This is a genomic window from Streptomyces sp. NPDC001889 (genome assembly GCF_053594535.1).
In genome coordinates this window covers 14,676-41,533 of sequence record NZ_JBSFER010000041.1, presented here as the reverse complement: position 1 = coordinate 41,533, position 26,858 = coordinate 14,676, and the positions used below count along the sequence as shown (strand labels likewise).

Sequence of the window (26,858 nt, the reverse complement as noted above, 5' to 3'; positions counted from 1 at the left end):
CCTGTGGGAGAGTAGGACGCCGCCGAACAATTTTTAGCCTCAGTCCCCTGGATCTTTATGGTCCGGGGGGCTGAGGCATTTCTGCGTTCAGGACCCGTTCGGAGCGGCCCCTGTGTCCGTATCCCGGCCGGCTGACGGTAAGGTCGGGGAGGAGTCATCGGCACATTGCACACAGGAGGCCCCCGGGTGGAGGTCCAGGAGACCCGCGTTCAGACGGACCGGGTACTCACCATCCCCAACATCCTCAGCATGGCGCGCCTGGTGGGCGTACCGCTCTTCCTGTGGCTGATTCTCCGCCCGGTCTTCGGCGGTCCGAACAGCGACGGCTGGGCCCTGCTGGTGCTGATGCTCAGCGGGATCAGTGACTACCTGGACGGGAAGCTCGCCCGCCGATGGAACCAGGTCAGCAGCCTGGGGCGCCTTCTGGACCCGGCCGCCGACAGACTTTACATTCTGTCGACCCTGGTGGGTCTGACCTGGCGCGAGATCCTGCCGCTCTGGCTCACCGCGGCTCTCCTGGCCCGCGAGCTGATGCTTCTGGTGATGGTGGGAATCCTCCGCCGGCACGGTTATCCCCCGCCGCAGGTGAACTTCCTGGGCAAGGCCGCGACCTTCAACCTGATGTACGCCTTCCCGTTGCTGCTGCTCAGTGACGGATCAGGGTGGCTCGCGTCACTCGCTGCTATTTTCGGATGGGCCTTCGCCGGATGGGGTACAACTCTGTATTGGTGGGCAGGAATCCTGTATGTGGTCCAGGTTCGCCGACTCGTCAAGGCGGACGCAGTGGCCGATTGACCTCGTCGATGCGAAGCTGTGCAGTGTCGCACGCCCAGCATGACGCCAGAGGGCCTCTTTGGACGAGCGAAGTCGGCTAGACCGTCTCTCTCAAGGAGGACGCTTCCGACATGAAGGCCGTCGTGATGGCTGGTGGCGAAGGCACCCGACTTCGCCCCATGACTTCAAGCATGCCCAAACCACTGCTCCCTGTCGTCAACAGGCCGATCATGGAGCATGTGCTCCGGCTGCTGAAGCGCCACGGGCTCAATGAAACCGTCGTCACCGTCCAGTTCCTCGCCTCGCTGGTCAAGAACTACTTCGGTGACGGCGAAGAGCTCGGAATGGAGCTCACCTATGCCAATGAGGAGAAACCGCTCGGCACCGCCGGCAGTGTGAAGAACGCCGAGGAAGCGCTGAAGGACGATGCCTTTCTCGTCATCTCCGGTGATGCCCTCACGGATTTCGATCTCACCGACCTGATCTCCTTCCACAAGGAGAAGGGCGCGCTGGTCACGGTCTGTCTGACCCGGGTGCCCAACCCGCTGGAATTCGGCATCACCATCGTCGACGAAGAGGGCAAGGTCGAGCGGTTCCTGGAGAAGCCCACCTGGGGCCAGGTCTTCTCGGACACGGTGAACACCGGTATCTACGTCATGGAGCCCGAGGTCTTCGACTATGTCGAAGCGGATGTCTCCGTCGACTGGTCCGGCGATGTGTTCCCGCAGCTCATGAAGGAGGGCAAGCCGATCTTCGGCTATATCGCCGAGGGCTACTGGGAGGATGTCGGCACCCACGAGAGCTATGTGAAGGCCCAGGCGGATGTCCTGGAGGGCAAGGTCGACGTCGACATCGACGGCTTCGAGATCTCTCCCGGCGTCTGGGTGGCCGAGGGCGCCGAGGTGCACCCCGACGCTGTCCTGCGCGGTCCGCTCTACATCGGCGACTACGCCAAGGTGGAAGCCGATGTGGAGATCCGCGAGCACACGGTCGTGGGCTCCAATGTCGTCGTGAAGAGCGGCGCGTTTCTCCACAAGGCCGTCGTCCACGACAACGTCTACATCGGCGAGCACTCCAATCTGCGCGGCTGTGTGATCGGCAAGAACACCGACATCATGCGGGCCGCCCGGATCGAGGACGGTGCCGTCATCGGTGACGAGTGTCTGGTGGGCGAGGAGTCGATCGTCCAGGGCAATGTCCGCGTCTACCCGTTCAAGACCATCGAGGCCGGCGCCTTCGTCAACACCTCGGTCATCTGGGAGTCGCGCGGCCAGGCGCATCTCTTCGGCACCCGGGGAGTGTCCGGGATTCTCAATGTGGAGATCACCCCGGAGCTTGCCGTGCGGCTCGCCGGGGCCTATGCGACCACCCTGAAGAAGGGGTCCACCGTCACGACCGCCCGTGACCACTCCCGTGGTGCGCGAGCGCTGAAAAGGGCGGTGATCTCGGCCCTCCAGGCGAGCGCCATCGATGTGCGGGATCTGGAGAATGTGCCGCTGCCCGTCGCACGGCAGCAGACCGCGCGCGGCAGCGCCGGCGGCATCATGATCCGTACCTCGCCCGGTGTGCCGGACTCCGTCGACATCATGTTCTTCGACGAACGGGGTGCCGACCTCTCCCAGGCCGGACAGCGGAAGCTGGACCGGGTCTACGCACGGCAGGAGTACCGGCGGGCGTTCCCGGGCGAGATCGGTGACCTGTACTTCCCGGCCAGCGTCTTCGACTCGTACACCGGGTCCCTGCTCCGCAATGTCGACACCACCGGCATCGCCGAGTCCGGGCTGAAGCTGGTCGTGGACGCCTCCAACGGCAGCGCGGGGCTTGTGCTGCCCAGCCTGCTGGGCCGGCTCGGGGTGGATGCCCTGACCATCAATCCGGGTCTCGACGAGGCAAGGCCCACCGAGACCGCCGACACCCGCCGGGCCGGGCTGGTGCGGCTGGGTGAGATCGTGGCGTCGGCGCGGGCCGCCTTCGGGGTGCGGTTCGACCCGGTGGGCGAGCGGCTCTCCCTCGTGGACGAACGCGGCAGGATCATCGAGGACGACCGGGCGCTGCTGGTGCTGCTCGACCTGGTGGCCGCGGAGCGGCGCAGCGGGCGGGTGGCGCTGCCGGTGACCACGACCCGTATCGCCGAGCAGGTGGCGGCGTACCACGGCACCCAGGTGGAGTGGACGACGACATCGCCCGACGATCTGACGCGGGTGGGCCGTGAGGAGACCACCATCTTCGGCGGCGACGGCCGCGGCGGCTTCATCGTGCCGGAGTTCAGCAGCGTCTTCGACGGTACGGCGGCCCTGGTGCGGCTGGTCGGTCTGGTGGCGCGCACCCAGCTCACGCTGAGTCAGATCGATGCGCGGATTCCGCGGGCTCATGTGCTCAAGCGTGATCTGGCCACGCCCTGGGCGGTCAAGGGACTGGTGATGCGGCGGGTCGTCGAGGCGGCCGGTGAGCGCGAGGTCGACACCACCGACGGGGTGCGGGTCGTCGAGGCCGATGGACGGTGGGTGATGGTCCTGCCCGATCCCTCGGAGGCCGTCACTCATCTGTGGGCGGAAGGGCCCGATGACGCGTCGGCTCAGGAACTGCTCAACGACTGGTCGGCGGTGGTGGACAGCGCAGGTCACTGAGGTGTGAGCGGTGTGCCGGACGTTTCGGAAGCGAGGCGTCCGGCACACCGGTGGGGCCATTCGGCGGTAGCGCCCACGACGTGCGACGATGTGCGGCATGCCGCAGCAGCACCCCGTTCGGAGCACTGGCTCCCCGCCCCCGCGTCCCGACGCCTCGATGTCGCTGCTGACGAATGTGATGGAGCACAGCCTCGACGACGGGTACGCCGAGGCGACCGCGCGCCGGCAGGCGGAGGGCGGTGGACTGCCCCGCTCGCTGCGCGCCCGGCTGGGTCTCGCGGCCGGCCTGGTGCTCGCCGCTCTGATCGTCACGGTGGGTGCGGCGGAGGCGCGGATATCGGCTCCGGTGCTGGCGAAGGAGCGCGAGGAGCTGATCGACCGCATCGAGGCGGAGACCTCGGACGCCGACGCGCTGGAGCGCGGAGTGGACCGGCTCCGGGACGAGGTGGGGGAGCGTCAGCGCAAGGCGCTCAGGACGCCGGGCGACGGCCGGCACCAGGTGGTGTCGCTGATGGCGGGGGCCACCGAGGTCGAGGGCCCGGGTGTGAAGCTCGTGGTCGACGACCGCGAGGACACCGCCCAGGGCGGCGGCGGGCCGCGCGAGAGCAGCGGGTTCAGCGATACGGGCCGGGTGCGGGACCGTGACATGCAGCGGGTGGTCAACGGGCTGTGGGAGTCCGGTGCGGAGGCCGTGGCCATCAACGGGCAGCGGCTGACGGCCCTGTCCGCGATCAGGGCCGCCGGAGACGCCATACTGGTGGACAACAGGCCGCTGGTGCCGCCCTATACGGTGCTGGCGGTGGGGGACGGAAAGAGGCTGGACACGGAGTTCCGGGACAGCGTCGACGGCCGGTATCTGCACGCGCTGCGGGAGAACTTCGGTATCCGCTTCAGTGTCTCCACCGAGGACACGGTGCGTCTCGCGGCGGCCCCGAGCCTGATCGTACGTACAGCAGAGCCGAGGACCGCCTCCGCCGGGAAGGGCAGCGGGCAGGGCACGGCAGACACAGGGAAGGGCACATCGTGATCGCCGTACTGGGCCTCGTCGTCGGAGTCGTGGCCGGACTGCTGGTCCGGCCCGAGGTTCCGGCGGTGGTCGAGCCCTATCTGCCGATCGCTGTGGTGGCGGCGCTGGACGCCGTCTTCGGCGGACTGCGGGCCATGCTGGACGGGATCTTCGTCGATAAGGTCTTCGTGGTCTCCTTCCTGTCCAATGTGGTGGTGGCGGCGCTGATCGTCTTCCTCGGGGACAAGCTGGGCGTCGGCGCCCAGCTCTCCACGGGTGTGGTGGTGGTGCTCGGCATCCGGATCTTCTCCAACGCCGCCGCGATCCGCCGGCACGTCTTCCGGGCGTGAGGCCGATGAGCAGCGATCCGATGAAGGGCGGCCCGGTGAACGGAGACCCGGAGGGCAGGGAGCCGGCCGCCGGCGAGGTCCCCTCGCGAGAGCCGCAGCCCGAGCCGCAGTCCGGGCCGGAGCGGTCGGCCCCGGCCGGCCCGCGGGCCGGGATGACGGGGCGCCAGCGGCTGGTCGCCGGCCTCTGGCCGCCGCGGGTGACACGTGCTCAACTCACGGTCGCGGTGCTGCTGTTCGTCCTGGGTCTCGGGCTCGCCATCCAGGTCCGCTCGACCAGCGACAACAGCGCTCTGCGCGGTGCCCGGCAGGAGGATCTGGTGCGGATTCTCGATGAGCTGGACAACCGCACCGAGCGCCTGGAGGACGAGAAGCAGCGGCTGGAGACCCAGCGCACCGAGCTGGAGAACAGCTCGGACCAGGCCGAGGAGGCCCGCAGGCAGACCGAGCAGAAGGAGCAGCAGCTCGGCATTCTCGCGGGTACGGTCGCCGCCCAGGGCCCCGGGATCACGCTCACCATCACCGACGGCTCCGGCCGGGTGGAGGCCGACATGCTGCTCGACGCGATCCAGGAGCTGCGGGCCGCGGGCGCCGAGGCCATCCAGGTCAATGACCACCGGGTCGTGGCGGATACGTACTTCACCGGTACGGGCGGCGACATCGAGGTGGACGGGAACCGGATCGGGGCGCCGTACATCTTCAAGGTCATCGGGAAGCCGCAGGATCTTGAGCCCGCCCTGAACATTCCGGGCGGAGTGGTGCAGACGCTGGAGAAGGAGCAGGCCACCGCTTCGGTGGTCCGCTCGGAGAAGATCGTCGTGGGCGCCTTGCGGCCCGCGGAGCGGCCTGACTACGCTCGGTCGTCGGCGCAGTGAGGCGGCGGTGTACGGTGCCCGGCGGGTCGGGGCATGAGGTTGCGAGGGGTCGGCACACAGAAGCTGTGCCGCGTGGTGGAAACTGTCTGATGGGTACGGACGTTGTGATGATGTCCGGGTCGGCAGGTGTGGTCATTGAGGGTTCGTCCTGCCCCACGGGCGGGTCTATTTCGGTCAAGGGGAATCGCCCGTGAAATTGTTTGCGAAGTTGTTCGGCAAGAGCTCGCGCGAGGACGGCGGAAACGCCAAGCATCGCGCGCGGCGTCATGGCCAGGAGGAGGAGCAGGGCGGCGAGCGTCCGCTCTTCCGGGATGAGGTCTCCGGGCCGGGTGGTGACATTCCCGGTGGGCGGGGCGCGTCGTCTGTTGACCCTGCGGGTCCCGGCCGCATAGGTTTCGGGGAACCAGCAGCCTCAGGTACGGGTGGAGGGTATGCCCCCGATCCGTACGCGACCAATCCCCATGGGGGACAGCCGCGGCAGGAGGACCGGTCCATGGCGGCCGTGACGGTGTGTACGAGGTGCGGGAACCGCAATCCGCAGTCGAGCAAGTTCTGCTCGAACTGTGGCGCGCCGCTGCGGGGCCAGGCGCCCGCGGAGCGGGCGTCGGAGACGACGTCCACCATCTCCATCTCGGGCCTGGAGGCATACGACTCCGAGGTGACGGGGCAGACACAGCTTCCGTCGCTCTCCCCGGAGGCGCAGGCCGCCGTCGAGGCCCTGCCGTTCGGTTCGGCGCTGCTGGTGGTCCGGCGCGGCCCCAATTCGGGCAGCCGCTTCCTGCTGGACGGCGAGCTGACCACGGCCGGCCGTCACCCGCAGAGCGATATCTTCCTCGACGACGTGACGGTGTCCCGCCGCCATGTGGAGTTCCGCCGGAATCCGGACGGCAGCTTCGGCGTCGCCGATGTGGGCAGCCTGAACGGCACCTATGTCAATCGCGAGCGGATCGACTCGGTCTATCTGGCCAATGGTGACGAGGTCCAGATCGGCAAGTACCGGCTGGTCTTCTACGCGAGCCAGCAGCGGGGCCTGTAACCCGGCGGGGAAGGCACCATGCGAACACCGACGGGCGGTGCCGGTCACGGCACCGCCACCGCGGCGGGGCGGCTCGCCGCGGGTGAGCGGCTGATGAGCATCGGGACGGTGCTCGGTCAGTTGCGCGACGAGTTTCCCGAAGTCACGATTTCCAAGATCCGCTTCCTGGAGGCCGAAGGTCTCGTGGAGCCGCGGCGCACACCGTCGGGGTACCGCAAATTCACCTCGGCCGATGTGGAGCGGCTGGCCCAGGTACTGCGGATGCAGCGGGACCACTATCTTCCGCTGAAGGTGATCCGTGAGCATCTGGACGCCGTCGCCCGGGGTGAACAGGTCCAGTTGCCCGCTCAGGGCTCGCAGGGCGAGGCGCCGGCCGGGGCGGCAGGGGCCGCCGGGGTCTGGGAGGCCGCCGGTGAGCGCCGTACGGCCGCACGGATCGGCCGGGCGGCTCTGCTGGCCGCCGCCGGGGTCTCGGAGGAGCAGCTGGCCGTCTGGGAGTCCTACGGCCTGCTCACCCCTGACGCCGCCGGCAGTTTCGACGCCGAGTCGGTGACGGTGGCCAGGTTGGTGGCCGACCTGGGCGGATTCGGTCTGGAACCGCGTCATCTGCGGGCCATGAAGGCTTCCGCCGAGCGGGATGCCGGGCTGGTGGAGCAGGTGGTCGCACCCTTGCGGCGGCATCGCAATCCGCAGACCAGGGCACATGCGGAGGCCACGGCGAAAGAGCTGGCGGAGCTGTCCGTACGGCTGCACGCGGCCCTGTTGCAGAGTGCCCTCGGAGTCCGTCTCGGCTGATCCAGAACGTGCCCGACTACCCAAACGGGCCGGGCACGTCCTAGGGTTGCTGTGTGAACGAGCTCGACGTTGTGGGTGTCCGGGTGGAAATGCCCTCCAACCAACCGATCGTGCTCCTGCGTGAAGTGGGAGGCGACCGGTACCTCCCCATTTGGATCGGTCCCGGGGAGGCGACCGCCATTGCCTTTGCCCAGCAGGGCATGGCACCTGCCAGACCGCTGACCCATGACCTCTTCAAGGATGTGCTGGAGGCGGTGGGGCAGGAACTCACCGAGGTCCGCATCACCGACCTGCGCGAAGGGGTTTTCTACGCGGAGCTGGTCTTCGCCAGCGGAGTCGAGGTGAGCGCGCGTCCCTCCGACGCCATAGCGCTCGCCCTGCGCACCGGCACGCCGATCTACGGCAGTGACGGGGTGCTCGACGACGCGGGTATCGCGATTCCGGATGAGCAGGAGGACGAGGTGGAGAAGTTCCGCGAGTTCCTCGATCAGATCTCGCCGGAGGACTTCGGAACCAACAGCCAGTGACCGCCGTACGGTGAGCAGGTGACCGCCGGTCCACTGGCGGTCACCGGAGAGGCCGAGACTGTCGGCTTGGGCGCATTCGGGCACGTCTTCCCCGTTTTGGGGCACGAGAAACCACTCTCAGGGTGATTATCACTCGGCGTGCCGAGTGTGGCGATCGTTGACGCACCCCTGGTGACTGCCTACCGTCGGGTGGGCAGGTCAAGGATGGAGGTCGGCGTGAGAAGCAGCGGCGGCGGTGCGGTGGGGGCCCTCGGGCGAGCCCTGGGGGAGAGCGGGCCGTATCCGCTCCCGGAGAGTGCGGTCGACCCGTCGGCGGACACGGTCGGCTATCGAGGGCCGACCGCGTGTGCGGCGGCCGGCATCACCTATCGGCAGCTCGACTACTGGGCGCGTACCGGCCTGGTCGAGCCGAGTGTGCGGCCGGCTCGCGGCGCGGGGGCCCAGCGGCTCTACAGCCTGCGCGATGTGGTCGTCCTGAAGATCGTGAAGCGATTCCTGGACACCGGGGTGGCGCTCCAGAACATCCGGGCGGCCGTGCAGCACCTCAGGGCGCGCGGCCACGCCGATCTGGAGCGGATGACGCTGATGAGCGACGGCGCGACCGTCTACGAGTGCTCGTCGCCCGACGAGGTGGTGAGCCTCCTCCAGGGCGGACAGGGGATCTTCGGTATCGCGGTCGGCGTGGTCTGGCGCGATGTCGAGACGGCGCTGTCGCAGCTGCACGGTGAGCGGGTCGACACCGGTGAGACCCTGATCGGCCACAATCCCGCCGACGAGCTGGCCAGGCGCCGGCAGAACCGGGCCGTCTGACCCGTTCGGCGGACCCCGCCCCGCCTTCCTCCCGGCCCGGCCGGAAGGACACGGCGAATGGCCCGGCGGGCATTGTCAGTGGCGTAGGGCAGCATCGGAGATGTGAGATCCGCGCCGACGATTCTGCATCTGGACATGGATGCGTTCTACGCCGCAGCCGAACAGGCGGCGAAGCCGAGTCTGCGCGGAAAGCCCGTGATCGTCGGCGGGCTCGGTCCGCGCGGTGTCGTGGCCACCGCCTCGTACGAGGCGAGACGGTTCGGGGTCCACTCGGCGATGCCCATGGCCCAGGCCCGGCGGCTCGCGCCGAACGCGGCGTATCTGGTGCCGCGCTTCTCCTTCTACCGCGCCATCAGCGAACAGGTCATGGAGCTGCTGCGTTCCCTGTCGCCGCTGGTGGAGCCGCTCAGTCTGGACGAGGCCTTCGTCGATCTGGAGGCGAGCGGCGCGGCCTCGGATCTACCGTCGGCGCGGGCCGCCGGAGAGCGGCTGCGGGCGGATATACGCTCCGTCACCGGGCTCACCGGATCAGTGGGCCTCGCCGGCTCGAAGATGCTGGCGAAGATCGCCTCCGAGCAGGCGAAACCGGATGGTCTGGTGGTGATGGAGCCGGGGACCGAGCGTGAGCTGCTGGGGCCGCTGACCGTGCGGACGCTGCCCGGCGTCGGCCCGGCGACCGGCGAGCATCTGCGGCGCGCGGGCATGACGACCTGCGCCGAGGTCGCCGAGGCGGGCGAGGACGAGCTGGTGCGGCTGCTCGGCAGGGCGCACGGCACCGCGCTGCACCGGATGGCCCTGGGCTTCGACGACCGGCCCGTGGTCGCCGAGCGGGACACCAAATCCGTGTCGGTGGAGGACACCTTCGACGTGGATCTGCACGACCGGGTCCGGATCAGGATCGAGGTCGAGCGGCTCGCGGACCGCTGTGTCCAGCGGCTGCGGGCCTCCGGGCACTCGGGGCGGACGATCGTGCTGAAGGTCCGGCGGTACGACTTCTCGACGCTGACGCGCTCGGAGACGCTCCGGGGGCCGACGGACGATCCCGCGGTCGTCCGGGAGGCGGCGGCGCGCCTCCTGGAGTCCGTGGACACCACGGGCGGTGTCCGGCTGCTGGGCGTCGGGGTGTCCGGGCTCGCCGACTACACCCAGGAGGACCTCTTCGCGCAGGCCGCAGCCGGTGAGCGCCCCGGGGGCGCCGCCCCGGACAGCGCGGCGGCGCCCCCGGGTGGCGCACCGGACGCACCGGACGAGCGGCGGGAACCGGCCGGGCGGGACGGGGACCCGGCGGAGGGGCGGAGCGCGCCCGTGGCGGCGGGGGGCACCGCCGGCCCGTCCGGCGGACCCGCCGAGCGGCGCTGGTCCGCCGGCAACGACGTGCGTCACGCGGTCCACGGGGCGGGATGGGTGCAGGGCAGCGGTGTCGGACGGGTCACCGTGCGGTTCGAGGACCCGCTCTCCCCGCCGGGGCGCGTGCGGACCTTCCGGGTGGACGACCCCGATCTGGAGCCCTCCGATCCGCTGCCCCTGGTCGCCCCGCCGGAGAGCCCGCCCGAGGGGCCGCCGGACGCGCCGCCGGGGAGCCCGGAGAACCCGGCGGGGCCGGCCGGCGCCGCCGGTCAGTCCTCGTCGCCCGCGACCTGTCCGAAGGAGCGGTCGTCGGGGGGCGCGACGGGCACCTCCGGCGACACGGAGAGTTCGAGGCCGTAGTGGTGGTAGAGCTGGAGCTCCTGTTCGGGGGAGAGATGGCGGCCGACACCGAAGTCCGGTGCGTCCTTGATCAGCGAGCGCTCATAGGGAACACGCAGGGTGTCGTCGACGAAGGTGCTCGGCTCCAGCGGGACGAAGGCGTCCCGGCTGAAGAGCCCGGTGCGCACTGCCGCCCATTCGGGTGTACCGGTGGCATCGTCCAGGTACACCTCGTCCACGGTGCCGATCTTGGCCCCGTCGCGGTCGAACGCCTTGCGGCCGATCAGGCTGCGCGGATCGATATCGGTCTGCACGGTCCCTCCATATGGTCGCAACTGCTCTTTGATCCATACAAAAGGGCACTTCGCAGGTGTCGGCCACTTGAGCGATTGTTGAAAGGTCACGCTGGTAGGCTGGCAAGCGGCTGCTGACCCCGCGCGGGAGAGTCCACCGGCAGGACGACGGTGGCGCCGAAGGAGCAAATCCTCCCCGGAATCTCTCAGGCACCTGTACCGCGCGGACGAGGTCACTCTGGAAAGCAGGGCGGGCGTCGGACGGCATCCGCTCTCACCGACGGTGAAAGCCGGGGCGTCGCAGTCGGGCGGCCCGGTGAAGCTCTCAGGTTGAGATGACAGAGGGGGAGGCCCGTCCAGGGCACCCCGCGTGCGGTGGTGCCTCTCGCAGGTCGTGTCAGACCAGGAGGCCTCCTACATGACCGCCAACCGCATTCCGCTCTCCCAGTTGGAGCAGGGCACCCCGTTCGAGCAGCGCCACATCGGCCCCGACGCGGCGGCCCAGGCCAAGATGCTGGCGCAGGTGGGATACGGCTCGCTGGACGAGCTGACCGCCGCGGCGGTCCCCGATGTCATCAAGAGCGCGGAGGCGCTGGCCCTCCCGGACGCCCGCACCGAGGCCGAGGTCCTCGCCGAGCTGCGCGGCCTCGCCGACCGCAACACCGTGCTGGCGCCCATGATCGGCCTCGGTTACCACGGCACCTTCACGCCCCCGGTCATCCTGCGCAACGTCATGGAGAACCCGTCCTGGTACACGGCGTACACGCCCTACCAGCCGGAGATCTCCCAGGGCCGGCTGGAGGCTCTGCTGAACTTCCAGACGATGGTCGCCGAGCTGACCGGGCTGCCCACCTCCGGAGCCTCCCTCCTCGACGAGGGCACCGCCGCCGCCGAGGCGATGTCGCTCGCCCGACGGGTCGGAAAGGTCAAGAACGGGATCTTCCTGGTCGACTCCGACGTACTGCCGCAGACCCTCGCGGTCATCGAGACCCGCGCGGAGCCCACCGGTGTCGAGGTCGTCACCGCCGACCTCAGCGCCGGCATCCCGGCCGAGATCGCCGAGCGCGGTGTCTTCGGCGTCCTGCTCCAGTACCCGGGGGCCTCCGGGGCCGTACGCGACATCAAGCCGGTGATCGAGCAGGCGCGGGCGCTCGGCGCGATCGTCACCGTCGCCGCCGATCTGCTGGCCCTCACCCTCCTCACCCCGCCCGGTGAGCTCGGCGCCGACATCGCCGTCGGCACCACCCAGCGCTTCGGCGTCCCCATGGGCTTCGGCGGCCCGCACGCCGGTTTCATGGCCGTCCGGGAGAAGTTCGCCCGCAGCCTGCCCGGCCGGCTCGTCGGTGTCTCCGTCGACGCCGACGGCAACAAGGCGTACCGGCTCGCACTCCAGACCCGTGAGCAGCACATCCGGCGCGAGAAGGCCACCAGCAACATCTGCACCGCGCAGGTGCTGCTCGCCGTGATGGCGGGGATGTACGCGGTTTACCACGGGCCGGACGGACTGCGCGCCATCGCCCGGCGCACCCACCGCTACGCCACCCTGCTCGCCGCGGGCCTGACCGCCGGCGGTGTGGAGGTCCTCCACGACTCCTACTTCGACACCCTGACCGTACGGGTGCCGGGCACCGCGGACGATGTGGTCGCGGCCGCCCGTGAGGGCGGGGTCAATCTGCGCCTGGTCGACGACTCGCACGTCTCCGTCGCCTGCGACGAGACCACCCTGCGCGCCCAGCTCACCGCCGTGTGGGCCGCCTTCGGCGTGACCGGCGACATCGACGCGCTGGACGGGACCACCGAGGACACCCTGCCGGCCGCGCTGCTGCGCACCGACGACTATCTCTCCCACCCGGTCTTCCACCAGCACCGCTCCGAGACGGCGATGCTGCGCTATCTGCGCCGCCTCTCGGACCGGGACTACGCCCTGGACCGCGGCATGATCCCGCTCGGCTCCTGCACCATGAAGCTGAACGCGACCACCGAGATGGAGCCGGTCACCTGGCCCGAGTTCGGGCAGATCCACCCCTTCGTCCCCGTCGACCAGGCGGCCGGCTATCTGACGCTCATCCGGGAGCTGGAGGAGCGGCTCGCCGAGGTCACCGGCTACGACAAGGTCTCCATCCAGCCGAACGCCGGCTCGCAGGGTGAACTCGCCGGTCTTCTCGCGGTCCGCGCCTACCACCGCGCCAACGGCGACGAGCAGCGGACGGTCTGCCTGATCCCGTCGTCCGCGCACGGCACCAACGCCGCCAGCGCCGTGATGGCCGGGATGAAGGTCGTGGTGGTGAAGACCGCCGACGACGGCGAGGTCGACGTCGACGACCTGCGCGCCAGGATCGACCAGTATCGCGACGAGCTGTCCGTGCTGATGATCACCTACCCCTCGACGCACGGTGTCTTCGAGGAGCACGTCGCCGACATCTGCGCCCGGGTCCACGAGGCCGGCGGCCAGGTCTATGTCGACGGAGCCAATCTCAACGCGCTGGTGGGGCTCGCCAAGCCGGGCAAGTTCGGCGGCGACGTCTCGCACCTGAATCTGCACAAGACGTTCTGCATCCCGCACGGCGGCGGTGGCCCCGGTGTCGGGCCGGTCGGCGTCCGGGCGCACCTCGCGCCGTATCTGCCGAACCACCCGCTCCAGCCGACCGCCGGCCCGGAGACGGGCGTCGGGCCGATCTCGGCCGCGCCGTGGGGCTCGGCGGGCATTCTGCCGATCTCCTGGGCCTATGTGCGGCTGATGGGCGGCGAGGGTCTCAAGCGGGCGACCCAGGTCGCCGTGCTGGCCGCCAACTACATCGCCAAGCGGCTGGAGCCGCACTACCCGGTGCTCTACACCGGCCCCGCCGGTCTGGTCGCCCATGAGTGCATCGTGGATCTGCGCCCGCTGACGAAGGCCACCGGAGTCACCGTGGACGACATCGCCAAGCGGCTGGTCGACTACGGCTTCCACGCGCCGACGATGTCCTTCCCGGTGGCCGGCACCCTGATGATCGAGCCCACCGAGAGCGAGAATCTGAGCGAGATCGACCGCTTCTGCGATGCGATGATCGCCATTCGCCGGGAGATCGAGCTGGTCGCGTCGGGCGAGTGGCCCGTCGAGGACAGCCCGCTGCGGAACGCGCCCCACACGGCCGCCGCGCTGGGCGGTGACTGGGACCACCCGTACAGCCGTGACACGGCCGTCTTCCCCGCCGGGGTGAGCGCCGCGGACAAGTACTGGCCGCCGGTGCGCCGGATCGATGGCGCCTTCGGCGACCGCAACCTCGTCTGCTCCTGCCCGCCGCTGGAGGAGTACGACCGCTGACGGACGGCGGACGCCTGTCGCAGGGGGGCCGGTACGGAGCGAAGTCTCCGGCCGGCCCCTTCGTCGTACCCGGACCGGAGCGCGTACACCGGACCGGACCGGAGCGCCCGCCCGGTGCCGCGCGCGGGCCGGAGACGGCGGGTGCGCGGGGGCGGGGCGGAACGGCGGCGGGAGCGATGGCGCGGGTGGCGCCGGGGGAGGCGGTTCTACGCCGCCGTCGCCGTCAGGCCCACCCGGTGAGGGGCGATGATCTGCCCGTCGGGGAGGAGCTCGCCGGTGTCCTCGAAGAGGAGCACGCCATTGCACAGCAGGCTCCAGCCCTGCTCCGGATGGTGCGCCACGAGGCGCGCCGCGTCCCGGTCGGCGGAGTCGGATGTCGGGCAGGGCGGTTGGTGCTGGCACATGGCTGAGTTCTTTCGCTGCGGTGTGGTGAACGTCCTGCGGCTCGATGAGGTGTTCATGGCCGCCCCCGTATCTGTAGGTCCGGTCCCAGTGTTGCCCCACGGGCGTCATCCCGCAGGGATTTCGCGACAGCTCGTCTCACTCAGAAGAGACGTGTCCACCAAGGTGATGGTTCAGCCCTGCTGGATTGTCCTTTCGGGTGGTTCCAGGGGGTCGGATTGGACTAGTCCGATCGGGCAGAAGTGCGCCCCGCGACCGAGTGGTCACGGGGCGCGAAGTGCTCATTCGCCCGTGCGCCGGGGCGCGAACGGGGCGCGGTCAGGCGGGCGAGCCGAGGAGGGGCGCGGGGGTGAGCCGCAGGGTCATCACCGGGAGGAGATCGGTGACCCGGTGCGGCCGGTCGGCCGCGATCCCGGGGGGTGCGGGGGCGAGCGGGATCAGAACGTCGGTGGGCAGGAGGGTGCCTGAGGCGGCGTCGGCCTCCGGGTCCCCGTGCAGCCACAGGGTGAGCATGTACAGCTCGGGGATGGAGAGCAGCCGTGGCTGAAACGGGGTCGTCATCGACTCCGCCTGCCGCAGGGCCCGTTCGGTGGAGGTCAGATAGGGGCCTTCGAAGAAGTGCGAGAAGGCCCAGCCGTCGGGGGTGAGGACCGTCTCCGCGGCGGCGACGTACCGATCGGTGCCGCGGATCAGGAAGCGCCATCCCGTGAGCCTGGTGCCGGGGCCGGCGGGCGTCGGGGCGATCTGGTCGAGGACATGGACGGGAAGGGGTGATTCGGGGCTCGCGGGTCCCTGGACGGACCGGAGAGCGGGGGTGCGGTCCTCACTGACAGCGGTGGGAGAACCGAGTGCGGTGAGGACGCTGCGGAGTGCGGGCGCGGGGGCCGGTAGGGCGTGCAGCGGCATGGTGGGTCGCCTCTCACTTGGGAGACACGGTGAGGCAGAGGCAGATGCGGACGGCGCTGTCAGCGTGCGGGGCCAGAAGGGCCGGGAAGGCGACTGGGCGCCAACTCTCTGCCTGCTGGGCAAAGTTTATACGACACGTGTTCTCATAGTGTTTCCGCTAGCGCTCGTGCGCATTAAAAACAAGGCTGGTTCAGGTCCGTCCTCAGCAGGGGATCTGCGGGGTTGCCGGGGAAATTTCCTTCACGGCCAGGGCATTAGCCCAGTTGCCGGTAGGCCGAAACCGGTCGGTGTTTTTCACCATACGGCGGGTGGAGTATCTGTGTACTGCACCCTGCCGGCGGGCGGGCCGCATCGCATCAGCGGGATGTGCCGCGTGTCACTTCTGACACCCTACCCGCCCCCGGGCGTGGCCGCCGCGTTATGGATCAGCCAGGCTGGGCATTATCGTCCGTGACGCGAGCGACCGATGCCGCGCGGTGCCCACGCGAGGAGGACGCTTCGATGGGGGAAAAGATCGTGACAGGCAGCTTTGCGCTGTCCGATCGCCAGCGGTACCGGCGAAAGCTGCAACAGTGCCTGGCGGGACTGGGGCGGCTGCTGGCCGAGAAGAGGTTCGACCGGCCCAAGAATCTGATGGGCCTGGAGATCGAGCTGAATCTCGCGGGTTCGGACGGGCTGCCCCGGATGATGAATGCGGAAGTCCTGGAACGCATCGCGAGCCATGATTTCCAGACCGAGCTGGGAATGTTCAACCTGGAAGTAAACATTGTTCCGCACCGGCTCGGCGGACGGGTTCTCGATCAGCTCGCCGAGGAGTTGCGCGCCGGGCTCGGATATGCGCATCGCAAGGCCAACGAGGTGGGCGCCGGGATCGTGATGATCGGCATTCTCCCGACCCTCGCCCAGGACGATCTGGTCTCCGCGAACCTCTCCGCCGTCGACCGCTACGCGATGCTCAACGAGCAGATCGTCGCCGCCCGGGGGGAGGCCTTCACCCTGGATATCGACGGAGCGGAGCGGCTGACCTGTACCTCCGCCTCGATTGCCCCCGAAGCGGCCTGCACATCCGTGCAGTTGCACCTTCAGGTGACACCCGGGCGTTTCGCCGATGTGTGGAATGCCGCGCAGGCCGTGGCGGCCGTGCAGGTCGCCGTCGGTGCCAATTCCCCGTTCCTCTTCGGCAAGGAGCTCTGGCCCGAGTCGCGGCCGCCGCTCTTCCAGCAGGCCACCGACACCCGCCCGCCCGAACTCCAGGCGCAGGGAGTGCGGCCGCGCACCTGGTTCGGGGAGCGCTGGGTGGATTCCGCCTACGACCTCTTCGAGGAGAATCTCCGCTACTTTCCCGCCCTGCTGCCGATCTGCGACGACGACGAGGACCCGCTGCGGATCATCGACGACGGCGGTGTCCCCGGTCTTCAGGAACTGGTCCTGCACAACGGCACGGTCTACCGCTGGAACCGTCCGGTGTACTCGGTCGCCGACGGTGTACCCCATCTGCGGGTGGAGAACCGGGTGCTCCCGGCCGGGCCCACCGTCACCGATGTCATCGCCAACGCGGCCTTCTTCTACGGGCTGGTGCGCGCGCTCGCCGAGGAGCCCCGGCCGGTGTGGACCCGGCTGCCCTTCGACGCCGCCGCCGAGAACTTCGAGACCGCGTGCCGCGAGGGCATCGACGCCGGGCTCCAGTGGCCGCGCCCCGGCCGGGGCGGCGGCATCACCCGGGTGCCGGCCGTCAAACTCGTACGCGATGAACTGCTGCCGCTGGCAGCCGCCGGACTCGACGCGTGGAATGTGGAACCCGCCGACCGGGACCGGTATCTGGGAGTGATCGAGGAGCGCTGCAAACGCCGGGTCAACGGCGCCTCCTGGCAGACGGAGACCTACCACCGCGCCCGGGAGGCCGGTCTGGAGCGGGACGCGGCCCTCGCGGCGATGACCCGCCGCTACTGCGATCTGATGCACGAGGGCGAACCGGTGCACACCTGGCCCGTGGGCTTCCCCGGCCGGAGCGCCTGAAGGGCGGCCCGGCGGCGGGGCGCCCTCCGCACGGACGGCCCGGCGGCGGGCCGCGAGCCGGACATCCGGTGACGCCCGGCGGGGTGCCCCCTCGGCGACACCCCGCCCTGCCTCCCCCCGGCGCACCCGCATCGGGCAAGCTGTGACCTCCCCTGCGTACCCTCGTCACCCGGCGCGACGAGGAGAGGCCGCGCGGGATCGAACGACTGGAGGCACGAGTGCAGACGGAGCCCGGACACGTGGCCGATTCCCTTCCCCAGGAAGGCACGCCACGGAGGATTCTGCGGTCCGAGACGCTCCTGGTACTCGCGCTCTCGCTGGGCGCGAGCGGAGTCTCGGCGCTGATCAGCTTTGTTGGATCGCTGACCGAACCGGGTGGTCTGAAGGATCAGGCGGCGACGCTGAACGGCTCGCACGCGCCCGGCCGCCCCTGGCTCGATCTCGCCTGGCAGCTATTCGGTATCAGCACGGCCCTGGTGCCGGTCCTATTGGTGGCGCATCTGCTGACCCGGGAGGGCGCGGGCGGACTGCGGGCCATGGGCTTCGACCGCACCAGGCCCTGGCCCGACCTGGGACGGGGCACCCTGGTCGCGGCAGGCATCGGCAGCGCCGGTCTGGCGTTCTATCTGGCGGCGCGGGCCACCGGGTTCAATCTGACGGTCGTCCCCGAGTCACTGCCCGAGGTGTGGTGGAAGTTCCCCGTACTGATCCTCTCGGCGATCCAGAACTCCGTGGTGGAGGAGGTGATCGTCGTCGGCTATCTGCTCCGCCGGCTCGACCAGCTGGGCTGGACCCCGATGGCGGCCCTCGCCGCCAGTTCGCTGCTGCGCGGCTCGTACCACCTCTACCAGGGCATCGGCGGATTCATCGGCAACATGGTCATGGGTGTGGTGTTCGTGCTGCTCTACCGCCGGTGGGGACGGGTCGGACCGCTGGTGGTCGCGCACGCGCTGCTCGACATCGTGGCCTTCGTCGGATACGCGCTGCTGGCCGGCCGGGTCGGATGGCTGCCCACCCCGTGACGGACCCCCGGGGCGTACGGGAGGGGCCGCACGCCCCTCGCCGGGTCAGGGCGCGGTGAGCAGTTCGCCGTCGATGACGGTGACCGCGCGGCCCGTCAGCAGGGTCCGGTCGCCGCGCAGGGAGCACCGGACGAGACCGGAGCGGGCCGACGCCTGGAGGCCGGTCAGTTCGGTACGGCCCAGGCGCGCCGACCAGAACGGCGCGAGCGCGGTGTGCGCGCTGCCGGTCACCGGGTCCTCGTCAATCCCCGCGCCGGGGAAGAACCCCCGCGAGACGAAGTCGTGGCCGAGGCCGGGGTCGTCGGCGGCGGCGGTGACGACGATCCCGCGCCGCGAGTGCCGGGCGAGAGCGCGGATGTCCGGGGTCAGCGCGCGCACGCTCCGCTCGTCGCGGAGCTCGACGACCAGGTCGCCGATGTGCGGCCCGGTGTCGTGGACCGAGAGCACCGGCGCGCCGAGCGCCTCGGCGATGCCGTCCGGGATGTCGACCCGGGTGAGCGGGGAGGTGGGGAAGTCCAGGGTGATCGTGCCGTCCTCCCGGGCCGTGGCCGTGAGAATCCCGCAGCGGGCGGCGAACCGGACGGTGCCGTCGGCGGCGCCCGTGGTGTGCAGGACATGCGCGGTGGCGAGGGTGGCGTGCCCGCACATGTCGACCTCGGTGGCGGGGGTGAACCAGCGCAGCGCCCAGTCGCCCTCCTCTCCGGCGGGGAGGGGATGGGCGAAGGCGGTCTCGGAGAGATTGACCTCGGCGGCGACCCGCTGGAGCCAGGCCGCGTCGGGGAACGCGCGGGACTTCGGCAGCAGCAGGACACCGGCGGGGTTGCCGGCGAAGGGGGTGTCGGTGAAGGCGTCGACGATCTGAATGCGCATGGGCCCGACCGTAGCGAGTGGGCGGGGGGCGGGCGCGGGCCAATCGGAGACCGGCGGCCCTTCCCGGGGGCGGGGAGCGGGGCACCGTACCGCCGGAGGGCCGGAGCTGCCCGGGGCCGGGCGGTGCGGCGCGCACGGCCCGGTGTCGCTCCCGGTGTCGCTGCGTTCCGGCGGCGCGCGGTGCGGTGCGCGTCGTCCGGGTGTCGCTCGTACCGTCGTGGCGCCGACCGGCGCGCCGCACGCCGTCCCGCCGTCCCGGCGTCGCCCGGTGCCGGAGGGCTGCCGGGGAGCAGGGAGAATCCCGTGCATGATGCATTTCACCAAGACGGGCTGGCTCGCGTTCTTCTCCGGGACGGACGAGCTCATGGGCCGGCAACTGCCGGTCGAGGGCTGGGAGCCCCTGACCAACGCGGCCCTCGTGGTCGACCCCGAACGGGGCGCGCTGCGGCCGGTGACGGACTATCCGGACTTCTGGCGTCTTGAGCGGGCACACGCGGTCGCGGCGGTGCTGCCCGGCTCGGGGCACCGGGCCCACTGGAACGACTTCGAGAACGGCACTCCGCTGACCGAGGAGATCCTCGGCTGGCTGGTGACCGAGGCGGGGGACGCCATACCCTTCACGGCCGACGGGGCAACGGCGGAGGACGCAGACGAGATCCTCCCTCCGCTGCGGGATGCCGCCGGGGGGCCGGGGCAGTGAGCGCCGCCGCCGGCGGCGCCTCGGTGTGCCGCCGGATCAGCAGATCCCCCAGCGCGGTGCGCCGGTGCAGCACCGCCCGCCCCGCCCGCACCGTGGTGATCAGACCCGAGCCCCGCAGCGCGGCGGTGTGCGCGGAGACGGTGGCGTTGCTGACCTCCAGCCGGCGGGCGAGCCCGCCCGTGGTGTGCTCGTCCGCCAGCAGCAGCAGAATGCCGAACCGGGTCCGCCCCAGCACCTCGGCCAGCGCCTCCTCCGCGCTGCCCACCCCGTCCGGTGTGAGCGGCAGACCGGGACCCGCCGGATACTTCAGCACCAGAGGGCGCTCCGGCACATGCGAGAGACAGGGCGGGCCGGTCAGATGGAAGGTGGGCATCAGCAGGATGCCGTGGCCGTCCAGCTTGATGTCCTGATTCCCCGGCACCCGCAGCTCCCAGATGTCCTCCTGCGGCCAGCTGCTGGGAAAGAGGCCGGTCAGGGTGGCTCCGATGCCGTGCTCGGCCACGGTCAGGGCGTGGCGGGTGAACTCCGCCTGGTGCAGATCCTCCACCAGCGGCCACACCGGGCGCAGCGCGGCGTCGAACGCCAGCCGCTGCGCCCGGCGCAGGAGCTGCCAGGCATGGGCGTCGCCCCGGTACAGATCGCGTATCCAGGCGGGCGCGGACCGGGTGGGGTACAACTGCTCCAGGCCGGAGCGGACCAGCTCCGGACGGGAGCCGCGCATGGACTCGATGCCGCCCTGGAGGGTGTCGTCGACGACATTGAGGAAACCGGGCGCCTCATGGGTGGGCGCGAGATCCTTCAGCGGCGCGCTGCCGTCCGGCAGCGACTGGAGCAGCCGCCGCCTCCAGCGGCCGTAGAGCAGTTCGTCATGGGGACGGCCCATCATGACGAGCGTCGCGTTGAGTTCCTGCAGAGGGGAGGGCCGGGGGGCGAACCTGACCCGGGCGAAGTCGGCGGCGGTGAAGTGTATCCGGATCACTGCATCCCCTCAGTGGCTGGCGCCAGCTTTTCGGGCAGGGCCTCAAGGATCGCCCGTCTCCCCCCGCGGGTGCCAGTGTTCAGGGCATGCCACCGGGTTCGCGGCAGTGAACCGCGGGGGGACGGGGGGCGGCCGGTGTACCGCACCGCACAGGCGGTGCGGTACACCGGCCGAACGTCATGCGGAGGGGGAGCCATGGGGAGGACCGTCGAGGAGGACGGCGTCGTGCGGACGCCGTCCGGGAACGGGCTGACGGTGCGTCTGCCGGCCCCCACCGGCCCGAATCCGGTCGGCAGCACCACACTGCACCTGGTCGACCGCTCCCGGCGCGACCCCTGGTCTCCCGTGCTCGTCCGGGAGGTGATGGCCACCGTGTTCTATCCGGCCGCGGCCGTCGCCGGACACCCGGTCGCGCCCCATATGACCCGGGCCGCCGCCGCGTCGTTTCGCGTGTCCGCGCCCCGGACGCACCCGCAGCTCCCGACGGCGGGGGTCGACTGGGCCGCGACCAGGACCCACGCGCACGCGCAGGCACCCGCCCAGGCGGTACGGCGGCCGGTGCTGCTCCACAGCCCGGGCGGCGGCGACCCGCGCACCCTGGGCACCGCGGTCGCCGAGGAACTCGCCGGCCGCGGCTGGGTCGTCGTCTCCGTCGACCACCCGGGGGACGCGGGCGAGGTCGCCTTCCCCGGCGGTGGCGCCGGACGCCCGGAGGAGCTGCGGGAGACCGTGTTCCGGGGCGATCCCCGGCTGGACCCCGAGCTGTTCCGCACCGCGATCGACACCCGGGTCGCGGACCTCCGCTTCGTGCTCGGAGAGGTCGAGCGGCTCGCGGCGGGGGAGAACCCCGATGTGGAGGGGCGACCGCTGCCGGAGGGGCTGCACCGCGCCCTCGATGTGCGGCGCGCCGGTGTCTACGGGCACTCGGCCGGCGGGACGGCCGCCGCCCAGGCGCTCCACGAGGACCGGCGTTTCCACACGGCCGTCAATCTGGAGGGCTTTCTCGACCATCCGCCCTCGGTGCCCGGGGGGACGAGCGAGCTGTTCCCGGTGGCCCGGTACGGAGTGGACCGGCCGCTGCTGCTGATGGGGACCGACGGCTTTCCCGGGCGCCCGGAGCTGACGCGCTCCTGGTCGGCCGCGCTCGCCCACCCGGGGAGCCCGGTCCGGCTGCGGCAGCTCGACGGCGCCGCGCACTGGGTGTTCAGCGACTACGCGGCGATCGCGCCCCAGCTCCGGGCCGCCGGTCTGATGACCGATGCCGAGCGGGTCGCCCTGACGGGCACCATCGGCGCGGGCGCGGCGGTGCGTGCGGTGCGCGAGGCCGTGCACGGGTTCTTCGCCCGGCATCTGCCCTGGGAGGGCTGCGGCACCGGGCGCCGTGAGTCGCTCCGGCGCTGAGCGGCGCCGAGGCCCCCGGCGATACTCGGGCTCGGGCTCCCGCTCCCGCTGCTGCGCCTGCTCCTGTTCCGGTCTCGGGGCCGTGCCGGGCCCGCGCCCGGTGGTGGTACCTCGGCACACACCGCGCTCCTGTTCCGTGTGGGTGGTCTGGTCCGGTCCCGCGGCTTCGAAGGGACAACTGAGCCGAGGCGGCCGAGAGTTCCCGCCCGTACGGGATCGGGCGCACTGGACTCGTCCACTCGTCCATTCGCCCATCTGTGCCACGATGGGAGGATGGAGGCCATCGGTATCGCCCGCGCGATCGGGGCCGCGACGTCGGTCGCCGTATCGCTCGGCCTGCCGGCCGACGACGCGGTCGTGCTCCACAACTCGAACAGGCTGGCGCTGCGGCTGACGCCGTGCGACGTTCTCGCCCGGGTCGCCCCCGCGGGGCACGAGGCCGCGGAGTTCGAGGTCCGGCTCGCCCGACGGCTCGCCGAGGCCGGATGTCCGACGGGTCCGCTGGAGCCCCGGGTGGACCCACGTGTGTACACGCGCGACGGCTTCACCGTGACGCTGTGGACCTACTACGAGCCCGTGGCACCTCGCACCGCGCCGGCCGACTACGCCAAGGCGCTGGAGCGGCTGCACGCGGGCATGCGGGAGGTCGACGTGCCGAGCCCGCGGTTCATGGACCGCGTCGCGGAGGCGGAAGCCGTCGTCGCCGACCCGGACTGCTCGCCGGAGCTCGCCGACGCGGACCGCGCGTTCCTCAGCGGCCGACTGGCACGTCTGCGTCGGGCGATCGAGGACCGAGGCGCCGCGGAGCAGCTGCTGCACGGTGAGCCGCACTCGGGCAATGTGCTCGCCACGAGGGACGGTCCGTTCTTCATCGACCTGGAGACGTGCTGCCGGGGGCCCGTCGAGTTCGATCTCGCCCATGTCGCCGACGCGGTGTGCGCGCACTACCCGAACGTCGACCGAGGGCTGCTGGACGACTGCCGGCACCTGGTTCTCGCGATGCTCGCGGCCTGGCGCTGGGAACGGGGCGACCAGTTTCCGAACGGGAGGCGGTTCGGCGTGGAATTCCTGCGCCTGCTGCGCGCGGGTCCTCCCTGGCCGGCACTCGACGTGGTCGCCGGGCGTCCGGACGACCGGTAGAGGTGCTCGTCCGGGGCCGGCGGCGGCGCGCGGTGCGGCCGTACTGAACGGGACGTCCTGAGCGCGGGCGACCGGCTCCCGCCGCCCTTCACCCACCGGAACGCGCCAACCCCCGGACCCCCGGACCCCCGGACCCCCGGAACCTCCGACCCCCGGACCCCGGACCACCCCCGGACCCCCGGACCCCCAAAACCCCGGACCCCGGGAACCTGGAACTCGCGTACCGGCCTGTCCGCGTACCGCTGTACCGGTCGGACGCCCCCGGGCCGCGTCCCCCGCGACATCGCCCGCCGGGCCCGGAGGTCCGGCCCGGAGCCGGACGGCCACGGATCTCCGCCCGCCCGAGCCGCCGCGGCCACCGCCGCGCCGCTGTCCCGGGGCACTCCCGCGCACCCCTTCCGCGCCCCCTCCTGACCTGTGACAGCGAAGAAGGACCGTTTGCCACCGAAGTTGGGCCAACGCTATTTTGTGACAGCGAAGTTGGATCGGTAGGGGATTCGTCAGGCGGGGGATGCGGTGGGGGCGTTAGCCCGAGCAGTCGATCAGTCTGCGCTCACAGCCTTTGAGCTGGACTTCTCTCTCGACGGGGTTCGTAAGCGCCGCCTGTTGCAGACGAGCTGGGACGTGCGGTTCGAGACAGTGGAGCCGGTCCGCGGTTTCTCCTGGCGCAAGTACGGCCGGGGCTTCGCAGGCTGGTACTACGCGGTGACCGTGCGGGATCACGTTGGCTACGAGTCGTGGCTGGAGAGAGACCGGCTGGTCCTGCTGGACCGGGACCCGCAGGTCACCGCTATCGCCTCGCAGCCCTTCTGGCTGCACTGGCACGACGGGGTGCGAAAGCGCAGACACGCTCCCGACTACTTTGTCCGGCTCGCCGACGGACGCGCCCGTGTCGTCGATGTCCGTGCTGAGGACGACCTGGACGACGACACCCGGGAGTCGTTCACCGCGACCGAGCATGCTTGCCGGGCGGTCGGCTGGGAGTTCGACTGGGTGGGGCGGCCCGATCCGGTGTTCATGGCGAACATCCGTTGGCTTTCCCGCTACCGGCGCACGCGTTGCGGCCGGCCTCAAGCGGTGGCCGACCGGTTGCTTGAGGCGTTCCGTGAGCCCAAGGGGCTGTGGGAGGGCGCCGGTTCGGTCGGGGACCGGTTGCAGGTCCTGCCGGTGCTTTTCCATCTGCTGTGGTCCGGCGCCTTGGAAACAGACCTGGTGGGCGGCTTGATGCAGACCGACAGCCTGGTCTGGACGGAGGGAAGCCGTTGAGCTTGCTGAGGCGGCCGCCGGTGTTGGCGGTCGGTCACAAGATCCGCTTCGAGGGCCAGGTCCGGGGGGTTCTCGAGGTCACCGCCCAGGCTGCGGTAGTGGAGGACGCGGAGGCTGAGCACCGGGTGGTCGCTCTGATCGACCTGTTCGAAGCGGCGGATTTCGAGGTCCTGTTCCAGCCTGAGCGGATGCCGCTGCCGACGGTCGGACTGCTGGAAGCGTTCCCGCCCGAAGTCGTGAAGCAGGCTCTGTGGTGGGAGGGGCACATCCTGGAGGTCATCCACGGGCTTGCTCCGGACGCTGAGTCCGGTTCGCGTCCGCGGCCGGGCTACGGGCCGGGCTCGTCGGTGACGTCGCGGCAGCGGACGAAGGCAGCCGAGCTGACGGCTGCCGGCCACGATGTCGCGGCCAACACGATCGGCAACCGGCGTCGCCGCTACCAGGAACAGGGCTTGGTCGGGCTGGCCGACCACCGGCCGGTCCGCAAGCGCACAGAGTTCGGCTCGGTGCCCGAACCGGTCGTCGAAGCGATGCGGAAGGCGATCAAGGAAGGTGTCGACACTTCGACCCGCAACGGGGCCTACCTGATCTGGCGGACCGGGGAGATCCTGCGGGAATCGGACGATGAGCATGTCGCGCTGCCGACCGAGCGGACGCTCTACCGGCTGCTGGCGAAGTTGACGAAGGGCACCCACGCGACCGGTTCGGCGGTCACGCGCCGTTCGAAGGCCCACGGGGCGGCGGCCCCGTTCGGAGAGCTGACGGTGTCGGCTCCCGGCGAGGTCATGCAGATGGACTCCACCCCGATGGACGTGCTGGTCCGTCTCGACAACGGGGTGGTCGGCAAGGTCGAGCTCACGGGCATGATCGACGTCGGGACCAGGACGTTGTCGGCGGCGGTTCTGCGGCCGACGACGAAGTCTGTGGACGCGAGCTTGCTGCTGGCCCGCACGGTTACTCCCGAGCTGATGCGGCCGGGCTGGGTCGACGCGCTGAAGATGTCCCGGTCGGTGCTGCCGCACCGCAGGCTGTTGTCCCTGGATGAACGTCTCGAGCATGCGGCGGCCAAGCCGGTCATCGTCCCGGAGACGGTTGTCTGCGACCACGGCAAGGTGTTCATCTCCCGCAACTTCCGGTCCTCCTGCCGGTTCCTGGAGATCGACTTCCAGCCCACCTGGAAGGGCTCGCCCTTCCAAAAGGGGCACATCGAGAAAATGCTGGGCTCGGTGGCCACGATGTTCGCCCAGTTCCTGACGGGATACACCGGCCGGAACACCGACCACCGCGGACGCCACCCCGAGCGCGAGAACCTGTGGTCCCTGCCCGAATTGCAGGACCTGCTGGACGAATGGGTCGTCGCCAAGTGGCAGAACCGTCCCCACGAGGGCCTTCGTGACCCCGACCATCCCGGACGGCTGTTCACCCCGAACCAGAAGTACGCCGCTCTGGTCGAGGCATGCGGCTACGTTCCTGTCGCGCTCAGCGGGCAGGACTACGTGGAGTTGCTGCCAGCGGCCTGGCGGGTCGTCAATCCTTATGGAATCCGGATCAACAACCGGACCTACGACAGCCCCGAACTGGGACCGATGCGTCTGCGCGACTCCGGTGTCACCGCGAAGCGGGGGCTTTGGGAGGTCCACCGCGACCCTTACGACGTCTCCTACGTCTGGGTACGCGACCATCGCGGCGACGGCGGCTGGGTCCAGGCAACGTGGAAATACCTGAAACGGGCTCCGGTCCCGTTCGGTGATCTGGCCTGGGACCACGTCAGCCACCAGCTGCCCAAGGCCACCGAGGAAGAGCTCGCCGAGGCCGTGTCCCGTCTACTGACACGCGCACACGCTGGCCCGGAAAGGCCGACAGCAGGAAAACGGAAGGCCAAGCCGTCCCGGGCGGACCGCCGCGTCGTGGCGCGGACCAAGGCCGCTACACCGGCAGCAGACACACCTTCGCCGACGCCGGAGACGCGGGACGAACCTTTGCCGGAACCGCTGGCAGAGGACGAGGAAACGATGGCCGAAGTGATCCCGCTGGGAATCTTCGACCCGTTTGAGGACCCTTGGAGACGATCATGAG

23 protein-coding genes and 1 riboswitch are annotated in these 26,858 nt (G+C 70.5%); of the genes, 18 read left to right on the top strand and 5 right to left on the bottom strand.

Annotation, left to right across the window (positions count from 1 at the left end; all coding sequences use genetic code 11):
- Window positions 1–186: 186 nt before the first annotated feature.
- The 10 genes from ACWCRA_RS33710 (at window position 187) to ACWCRA_RS33665 (ending at window position 10,504) form a co-directional block, all read left to right on the top strand.
- Complete coding sequence (locus ACWCRA_RS33710) at window positions 187–795, top strand: CDP-alcohol phosphatidyltransferase family protein (RefSeq protein ID WP_351558693.1); 609 nt, start codon at window positions 187–189, stop codon at window positions 793–795.
- A 110-nt stretch (window positions 796–905) separates the two neighbouring features.
- Window positions 906–3,401 (top strand): mannose-1-phosphate guanyltransferase, encoded by a 2,496-nt coding sequence (locus ACWCRA_RS33705; protein ID WP_351558689.1) that lies wholly within the window; start codon window positions 906–908, stop codon window positions 3,399–3,401.
- Between the two features lie 97 nt (window positions 3,402–3,498).
- Window positions 3,499–4,428 (top strand): DUF881 domain-containing protein, encoded by a 930-nt coding sequence (locus tag ACWCRA_RS33700; RefSeq protein WP_451069348.1) that lies wholly within the window; start codon window positions 3,499–3,501, stop codon window positions 4,426–4,428.
- Window positions 4,425–4,757 (top strand): small basic family protein, encoded by a 333-nt coding sequence (locus ACWCRA_RS33695; protein WP_006376801.1) that lies wholly within the window; start codon window positions 4,425–4,427, stop codon window positions 4,755–4,757. Before ACWCRA_RS33700 ends, ACWCRA_RS33695 begins: the two co-directional genes overlap by 4 nt.
- 5 nt (window positions 4,758–4,762) lie before the next feature.
- The gene (locus ACWCRA_RS33690; protein WP_451069347.1) at window positions 4,763–5,629 is read left to right on the top strand and encodes a DUF881 domain-containing protein; all 867 of its coding nucleotides are present in this window, start codon (window positions 4,763–4,765) and stop codon (window positions 5,627–5,629) included.
- Window positions 5,630–5,777: 148 nt separating this feature from the next.
- Window positions 5,778–6,665 carry an FHA domain-containing protein gene (locus ACWCRA_RS33685; RefSeq protein WP_351558691.1) on the top strand — a complete coding sequence of 296 codons (888 nt, stop codon included), beginning with the start codon at window positions 5,778–5,780 and terminating at the stop codon, window positions 6,663–6,665.
- 18 nt (window positions 6,666–6,683) lie between these two features.
- The gene (ftsR, locus tag ACWCRA_RS33680; protein WP_351558683.1) at window positions 6,684–7,460 is read left to right on the top strand and encodes a transcriptional regulator FtsR; all 777 of its coding nucleotides are present in this window, start codon (window positions 6,684–6,686) and stop codon (window positions 7,458–7,460) included.
- A gap of 53 nt (window positions 7,461–7,513) precedes the next feature.
- Complete coding sequence (locus ACWCRA_RS33675; RefSeq protein ID WP_006123076.1) at window positions 7,514–7,987, top strand: bifunctional nuclease family protein; 474 nt, start codon at window positions 7,514–7,516, stop codon at window positions 7,985–7,987.
- A gap of 216 nt (window positions 7,988–8,203) precedes the next feature.
- On the top strand, window positions 8,204–8,797 hold the full coding sequence (locus ACWCRA_RS33670; protein WP_351558682.1) for a MerR family transcriptional regulator: 594 nt from the start codon (window positions 8,204–8,206) through the stop codon (window positions 8,795–8,797).
- A 102-nt stretch (window positions 8,798–8,899) separates the two neighbouring features.
- Complete coding sequence (locus ACWCRA_RS33665; RefSeq protein WP_451069346.1) at window positions 8,900–10,504, top strand: DNA polymerase IV; 1,605 nt, start codon at window positions 8,900–8,902, stop codon at window positions 10,502–10,504.
- On the opposite strand, the gene ACWCRA_RS33660 is transcribed toward ACWCRA_RS33665, so the two are convergent.
- Window positions 10,414–10,797, bottom strand: coding sequence for a PRC-barrel domain-containing protein (locus tag ACWCRA_RS33660; protein WP_351558678.1), 384 nt, complete (start codon window positions 10,795–10,797; stop codon window positions 10,414–10,416). The two genes, ACWCRA_RS33665 and ACWCRA_RS33660, sit on opposite strands and share 91 nt — an antisense overlap.
- A gap of 114 nt (window positions 10,798–10,911) precedes the next feature.
- A riboswitch (glycine riboswitch) is annotated at window positions 10,912–11,008 on the top strand.
- A gap of 186 nt (window positions 11,009–11,194) precedes the next feature.
- Between ACWCRA_RS33660 and gcvP the strand changes: the two genes are divergently transcribed.
- Entirely contained in the window at window positions 11,195–14,080 is a 2,886-nt protein-coding gene (gene gcvP / locus ACWCRA_RS33655) for an aminomethyl-transferring glycine dehydrogenase (RefSeq protein WP_451069345.1), read from the top strand.
- A 206-nt stretch (window positions 14,081–14,286) separates the two neighbouring features.
- Here gcvP and ACWCRA_RS33650 read toward each other — a convergent pair whose 3' ends face one another.
- Together ACWCRA_RS33650 and ACWCRA_RS33645 are read right to left on the bottom strand one after the other, a co-directional pair.
- Window positions 14,287–14,484, bottom strand: a complete 198-nt coding sequence (locus ACWCRA_RS33650; protein WP_351558675.1) for a DUF5999 family protein — start codon at window positions 14,482–14,484, stop codon at window positions 14,287–14,289.
- A gap of 316 nt (window positions 14,485–14,800) precedes the next feature.
- Complete coding sequence (locus ACWCRA_RS33645; RefSeq protein WP_351558673.1) at window positions 14,801–15,388, bottom strand: hypothetical protein; 588 nt, start codon at window positions 15,386–15,388, stop codon at window positions 14,801–14,803.
- A gap of 501 nt (window positions 15,389–15,889) precedes the next feature.
- On the opposite strand from ACWCRA_RS33645, the gene ACWCRA_RS33640 reads away from it, so the two are divergent.
- Window positions 15,890–17,404 (top strand): glutamate--cysteine ligase, encoded by a 1,515-nt coding sequence (locus ACWCRA_RS33640; protein WP_351558671.1) that lies wholly within the window; start codon window positions 15,890–15,892, stop codon window positions 17,402–17,404.
- Window positions 17,405–17,643: 239 nt separating this feature from the next.
- Window positions 17,644–18,426 carry a CPBP family intramembrane glutamic endopeptidase gene (locus tag ACWCRA_RS33635; RefSeq protein ID WP_451069344.1) on the top strand — a complete coding sequence of 261 codons (783 nt, stop codon included), beginning with the start codon at window positions 17,644–17,646 and terminating at the stop codon, window positions 18,424–18,426.
- Between the two features lie 45 nt (window positions 18,427–18,471).
- On the opposite strand, the gene ACWCRA_RS33630 is transcribed toward ACWCRA_RS33635, so the two are convergent.
- Window positions 18,472–19,296, bottom strand: a complete 825-nt coding sequence (locus ACWCRA_RS33630) for a PhzF family phenazine biosynthesis protein (RefSeq protein WP_451069343.1) — start codon at window positions 19,294–19,296, stop codon at window positions 18,472–18,474.
- A 307-nt stretch (window positions 19,297–19,603) separates the two neighbouring features.
- Between ACWCRA_RS33630 and ACWCRA_RS33625 the strand changes: the two genes are divergently transcribed.
- Window positions 19,604–19,996, top strand: a complete 393-nt coding sequence (locus ACWCRA_RS33625) for a hypothetical protein (RefSeq protein WP_351558666.1) — start codon at window positions 19,604–19,606, stop codon at window positions 19,994–19,996.
- Here ACWCRA_RS33625 and ACWCRA_RS33620 read toward each other — a convergent pair.
- Window positions 19,914–20,975 carry an ArsR/SmtB family transcription factor gene (locus ACWCRA_RS33620; RefSeq protein ID WP_351558664.1) on the bottom strand — a complete coding sequence of 354 codons (1,062 nt, stop codon included), beginning with the start codon at window positions 20,973–20,975 and terminating at the stop codon, window positions 19,914–19,916. The two genes, ACWCRA_RS33625 and ACWCRA_RS33620, sit on opposite strands and share 83 nt — an antisense overlap.
- 195 nt (window positions 20,976–21,170) lie before the next feature.
- Between ACWCRA_RS33620 and ACWCRA_RS33615 the strand changes: the two genes are divergently transcribed.
- The 4 genes from ACWCRA_RS33615 to ACWCRA_RS33600 all read left to right on the top strand — a co-directional run bounded on the left by ACWCRA_RS33615 (window position 21,171) and on the right by ACWCRA_RS33600 (window position 26,857).
- Window positions 21,171–22,376, top strand: a complete 1,206-nt coding sequence (locus tag ACWCRA_RS33615) for an alpha/beta hydrolase (protein ID WP_351558663.1) — start codon at window positions 21,171–21,173, stop codon at window positions 22,374–22,376.
- A 273-nt stretch (window positions 22,377–22,649) separates the two neighbouring features.
- Complete coding sequence (locus ACWCRA_RS33610) at window positions 22,650–23,516, top strand: phosphotransferase (RefSeq protein ID WP_451069342.1); 867 nt, start codon at window positions 22,650–22,652, stop codon at window positions 23,514–23,516.
- A 603-nt stretch (window positions 23,517–24,119) separates the two neighbouring features.
- Complete coding sequence (locus tag ACWCRA_RS33605) at window positions 24,120–24,782, top strand: TnsA-like heteromeric transposase endonuclease subunit (RefSeq protein ID WP_451069349.1); 663 nt, start codon at window positions 24,120–24,122, stop codon at window positions 24,780–24,782.
- Window positions 24,779–26,857, top strand: a complete 2,079-nt coding sequence (locus ACWCRA_RS33600) for a Mu transposase C-terminal domain-containing protein (protein ID WP_451069341.1) — start codon at window positions 24,779–24,781, stop codon at window positions 26,855–26,857. Before ACWCRA_RS33605 ends, ACWCRA_RS33600 begins: the two co-directional genes overlap by 4 nt.
- Window position 26,858: the final 1 nt, after the last annotated feature.

Excerpts from the sequence above, each read along its gene's own strand:
- ACWCRA_RS33650 (WP_351558675.1), bottom strand. The coding sequence starts at position 14,484 with ATGTGCCAGCACCAACCGCCCTGCCCGACATCCGACTCCGCCGACCGG.
- ACWCRA_RS33645 (WP_351558673.1), bottom strand. The coding sequence starts at position 15,388 with ATGCCGCTGCACGCCCTACCGGCCCCCGCGCCCGCACTCCGCAGCGTC.
- ftsR (WP_351558683.1), top strand. The coding sequence starts at position 6,684 with ATGCGAACACCGACGGGCGGTGCCGGTCACGGCACCGCCACCGCGGCG.
- ACWCRA_RS33705 (WP_351558689.1), top strand. The coding sequence starts at position 906 with ATGAAGGCCGTCGTGATGGCTGGTGGCGAAGGCACCCGACTTCGCCCC.
- ACWCRA_RS33630 (WP_451069343.1), bottom strand. The coding sequence starts at position 19,296 with ATGCGCATTCAGATCGTCGACGCCTTCACCGACACCCCCTTCGCCGGC.
- ACWCRA_RS33640 (WP_351558671.1), top strand. The coding sequence starts at position 15,890 with ATGGGGGAAAAGATCGTGACAGGCAGCTTTGCGCTGTCCGATCGCCAG.
- ACWCRA_RS33690 (WP_451069347.1), top strand. The coding sequence starts at position 4,763 with ATGAGCAGCGATCCGATGAAGGGCGGCCCGGTGAACGGAGACCCGGAG.
- ACWCRA_RS33610 (WP_451069342.1), top strand. The coding sequence starts at position 22,650 with ATGGAGGCCATCGGTATCGCCCGCGCGATCGGGGCCGCGACGTCGGTC.
- ACWCRA_RS33615 (WP_351558663.1), top strand. The coding sequence starts at position 21,171 with ATGGGGAGGACCGTCGAGGAGGACGGCGTCGTGCGGACGCCGTCCGGG.
- gcvP (WP_451069345.1), top strand. The coding sequence starts at position 11,195 with ATGACCGCCAACCGCATTCCGCTCTCCCAGTTGGAGCAGGGCACCCCG.
- ACWCRA_RS33700 (WP_451069348.1), top strand. The coding sequence starts at position 3,499 with ATGCCGCAGCAGCACCCCGTTCGGAGCACTGGCTCCCCGCCCCCGCGT.
- ACWCRA_RS33625 (WP_351558666.1), top strand. The coding sequence starts at position 19,604 with ATGATGCATTTCACCAAGACGGGCTGGCTCGCGTTCTTCTCCGGGACG.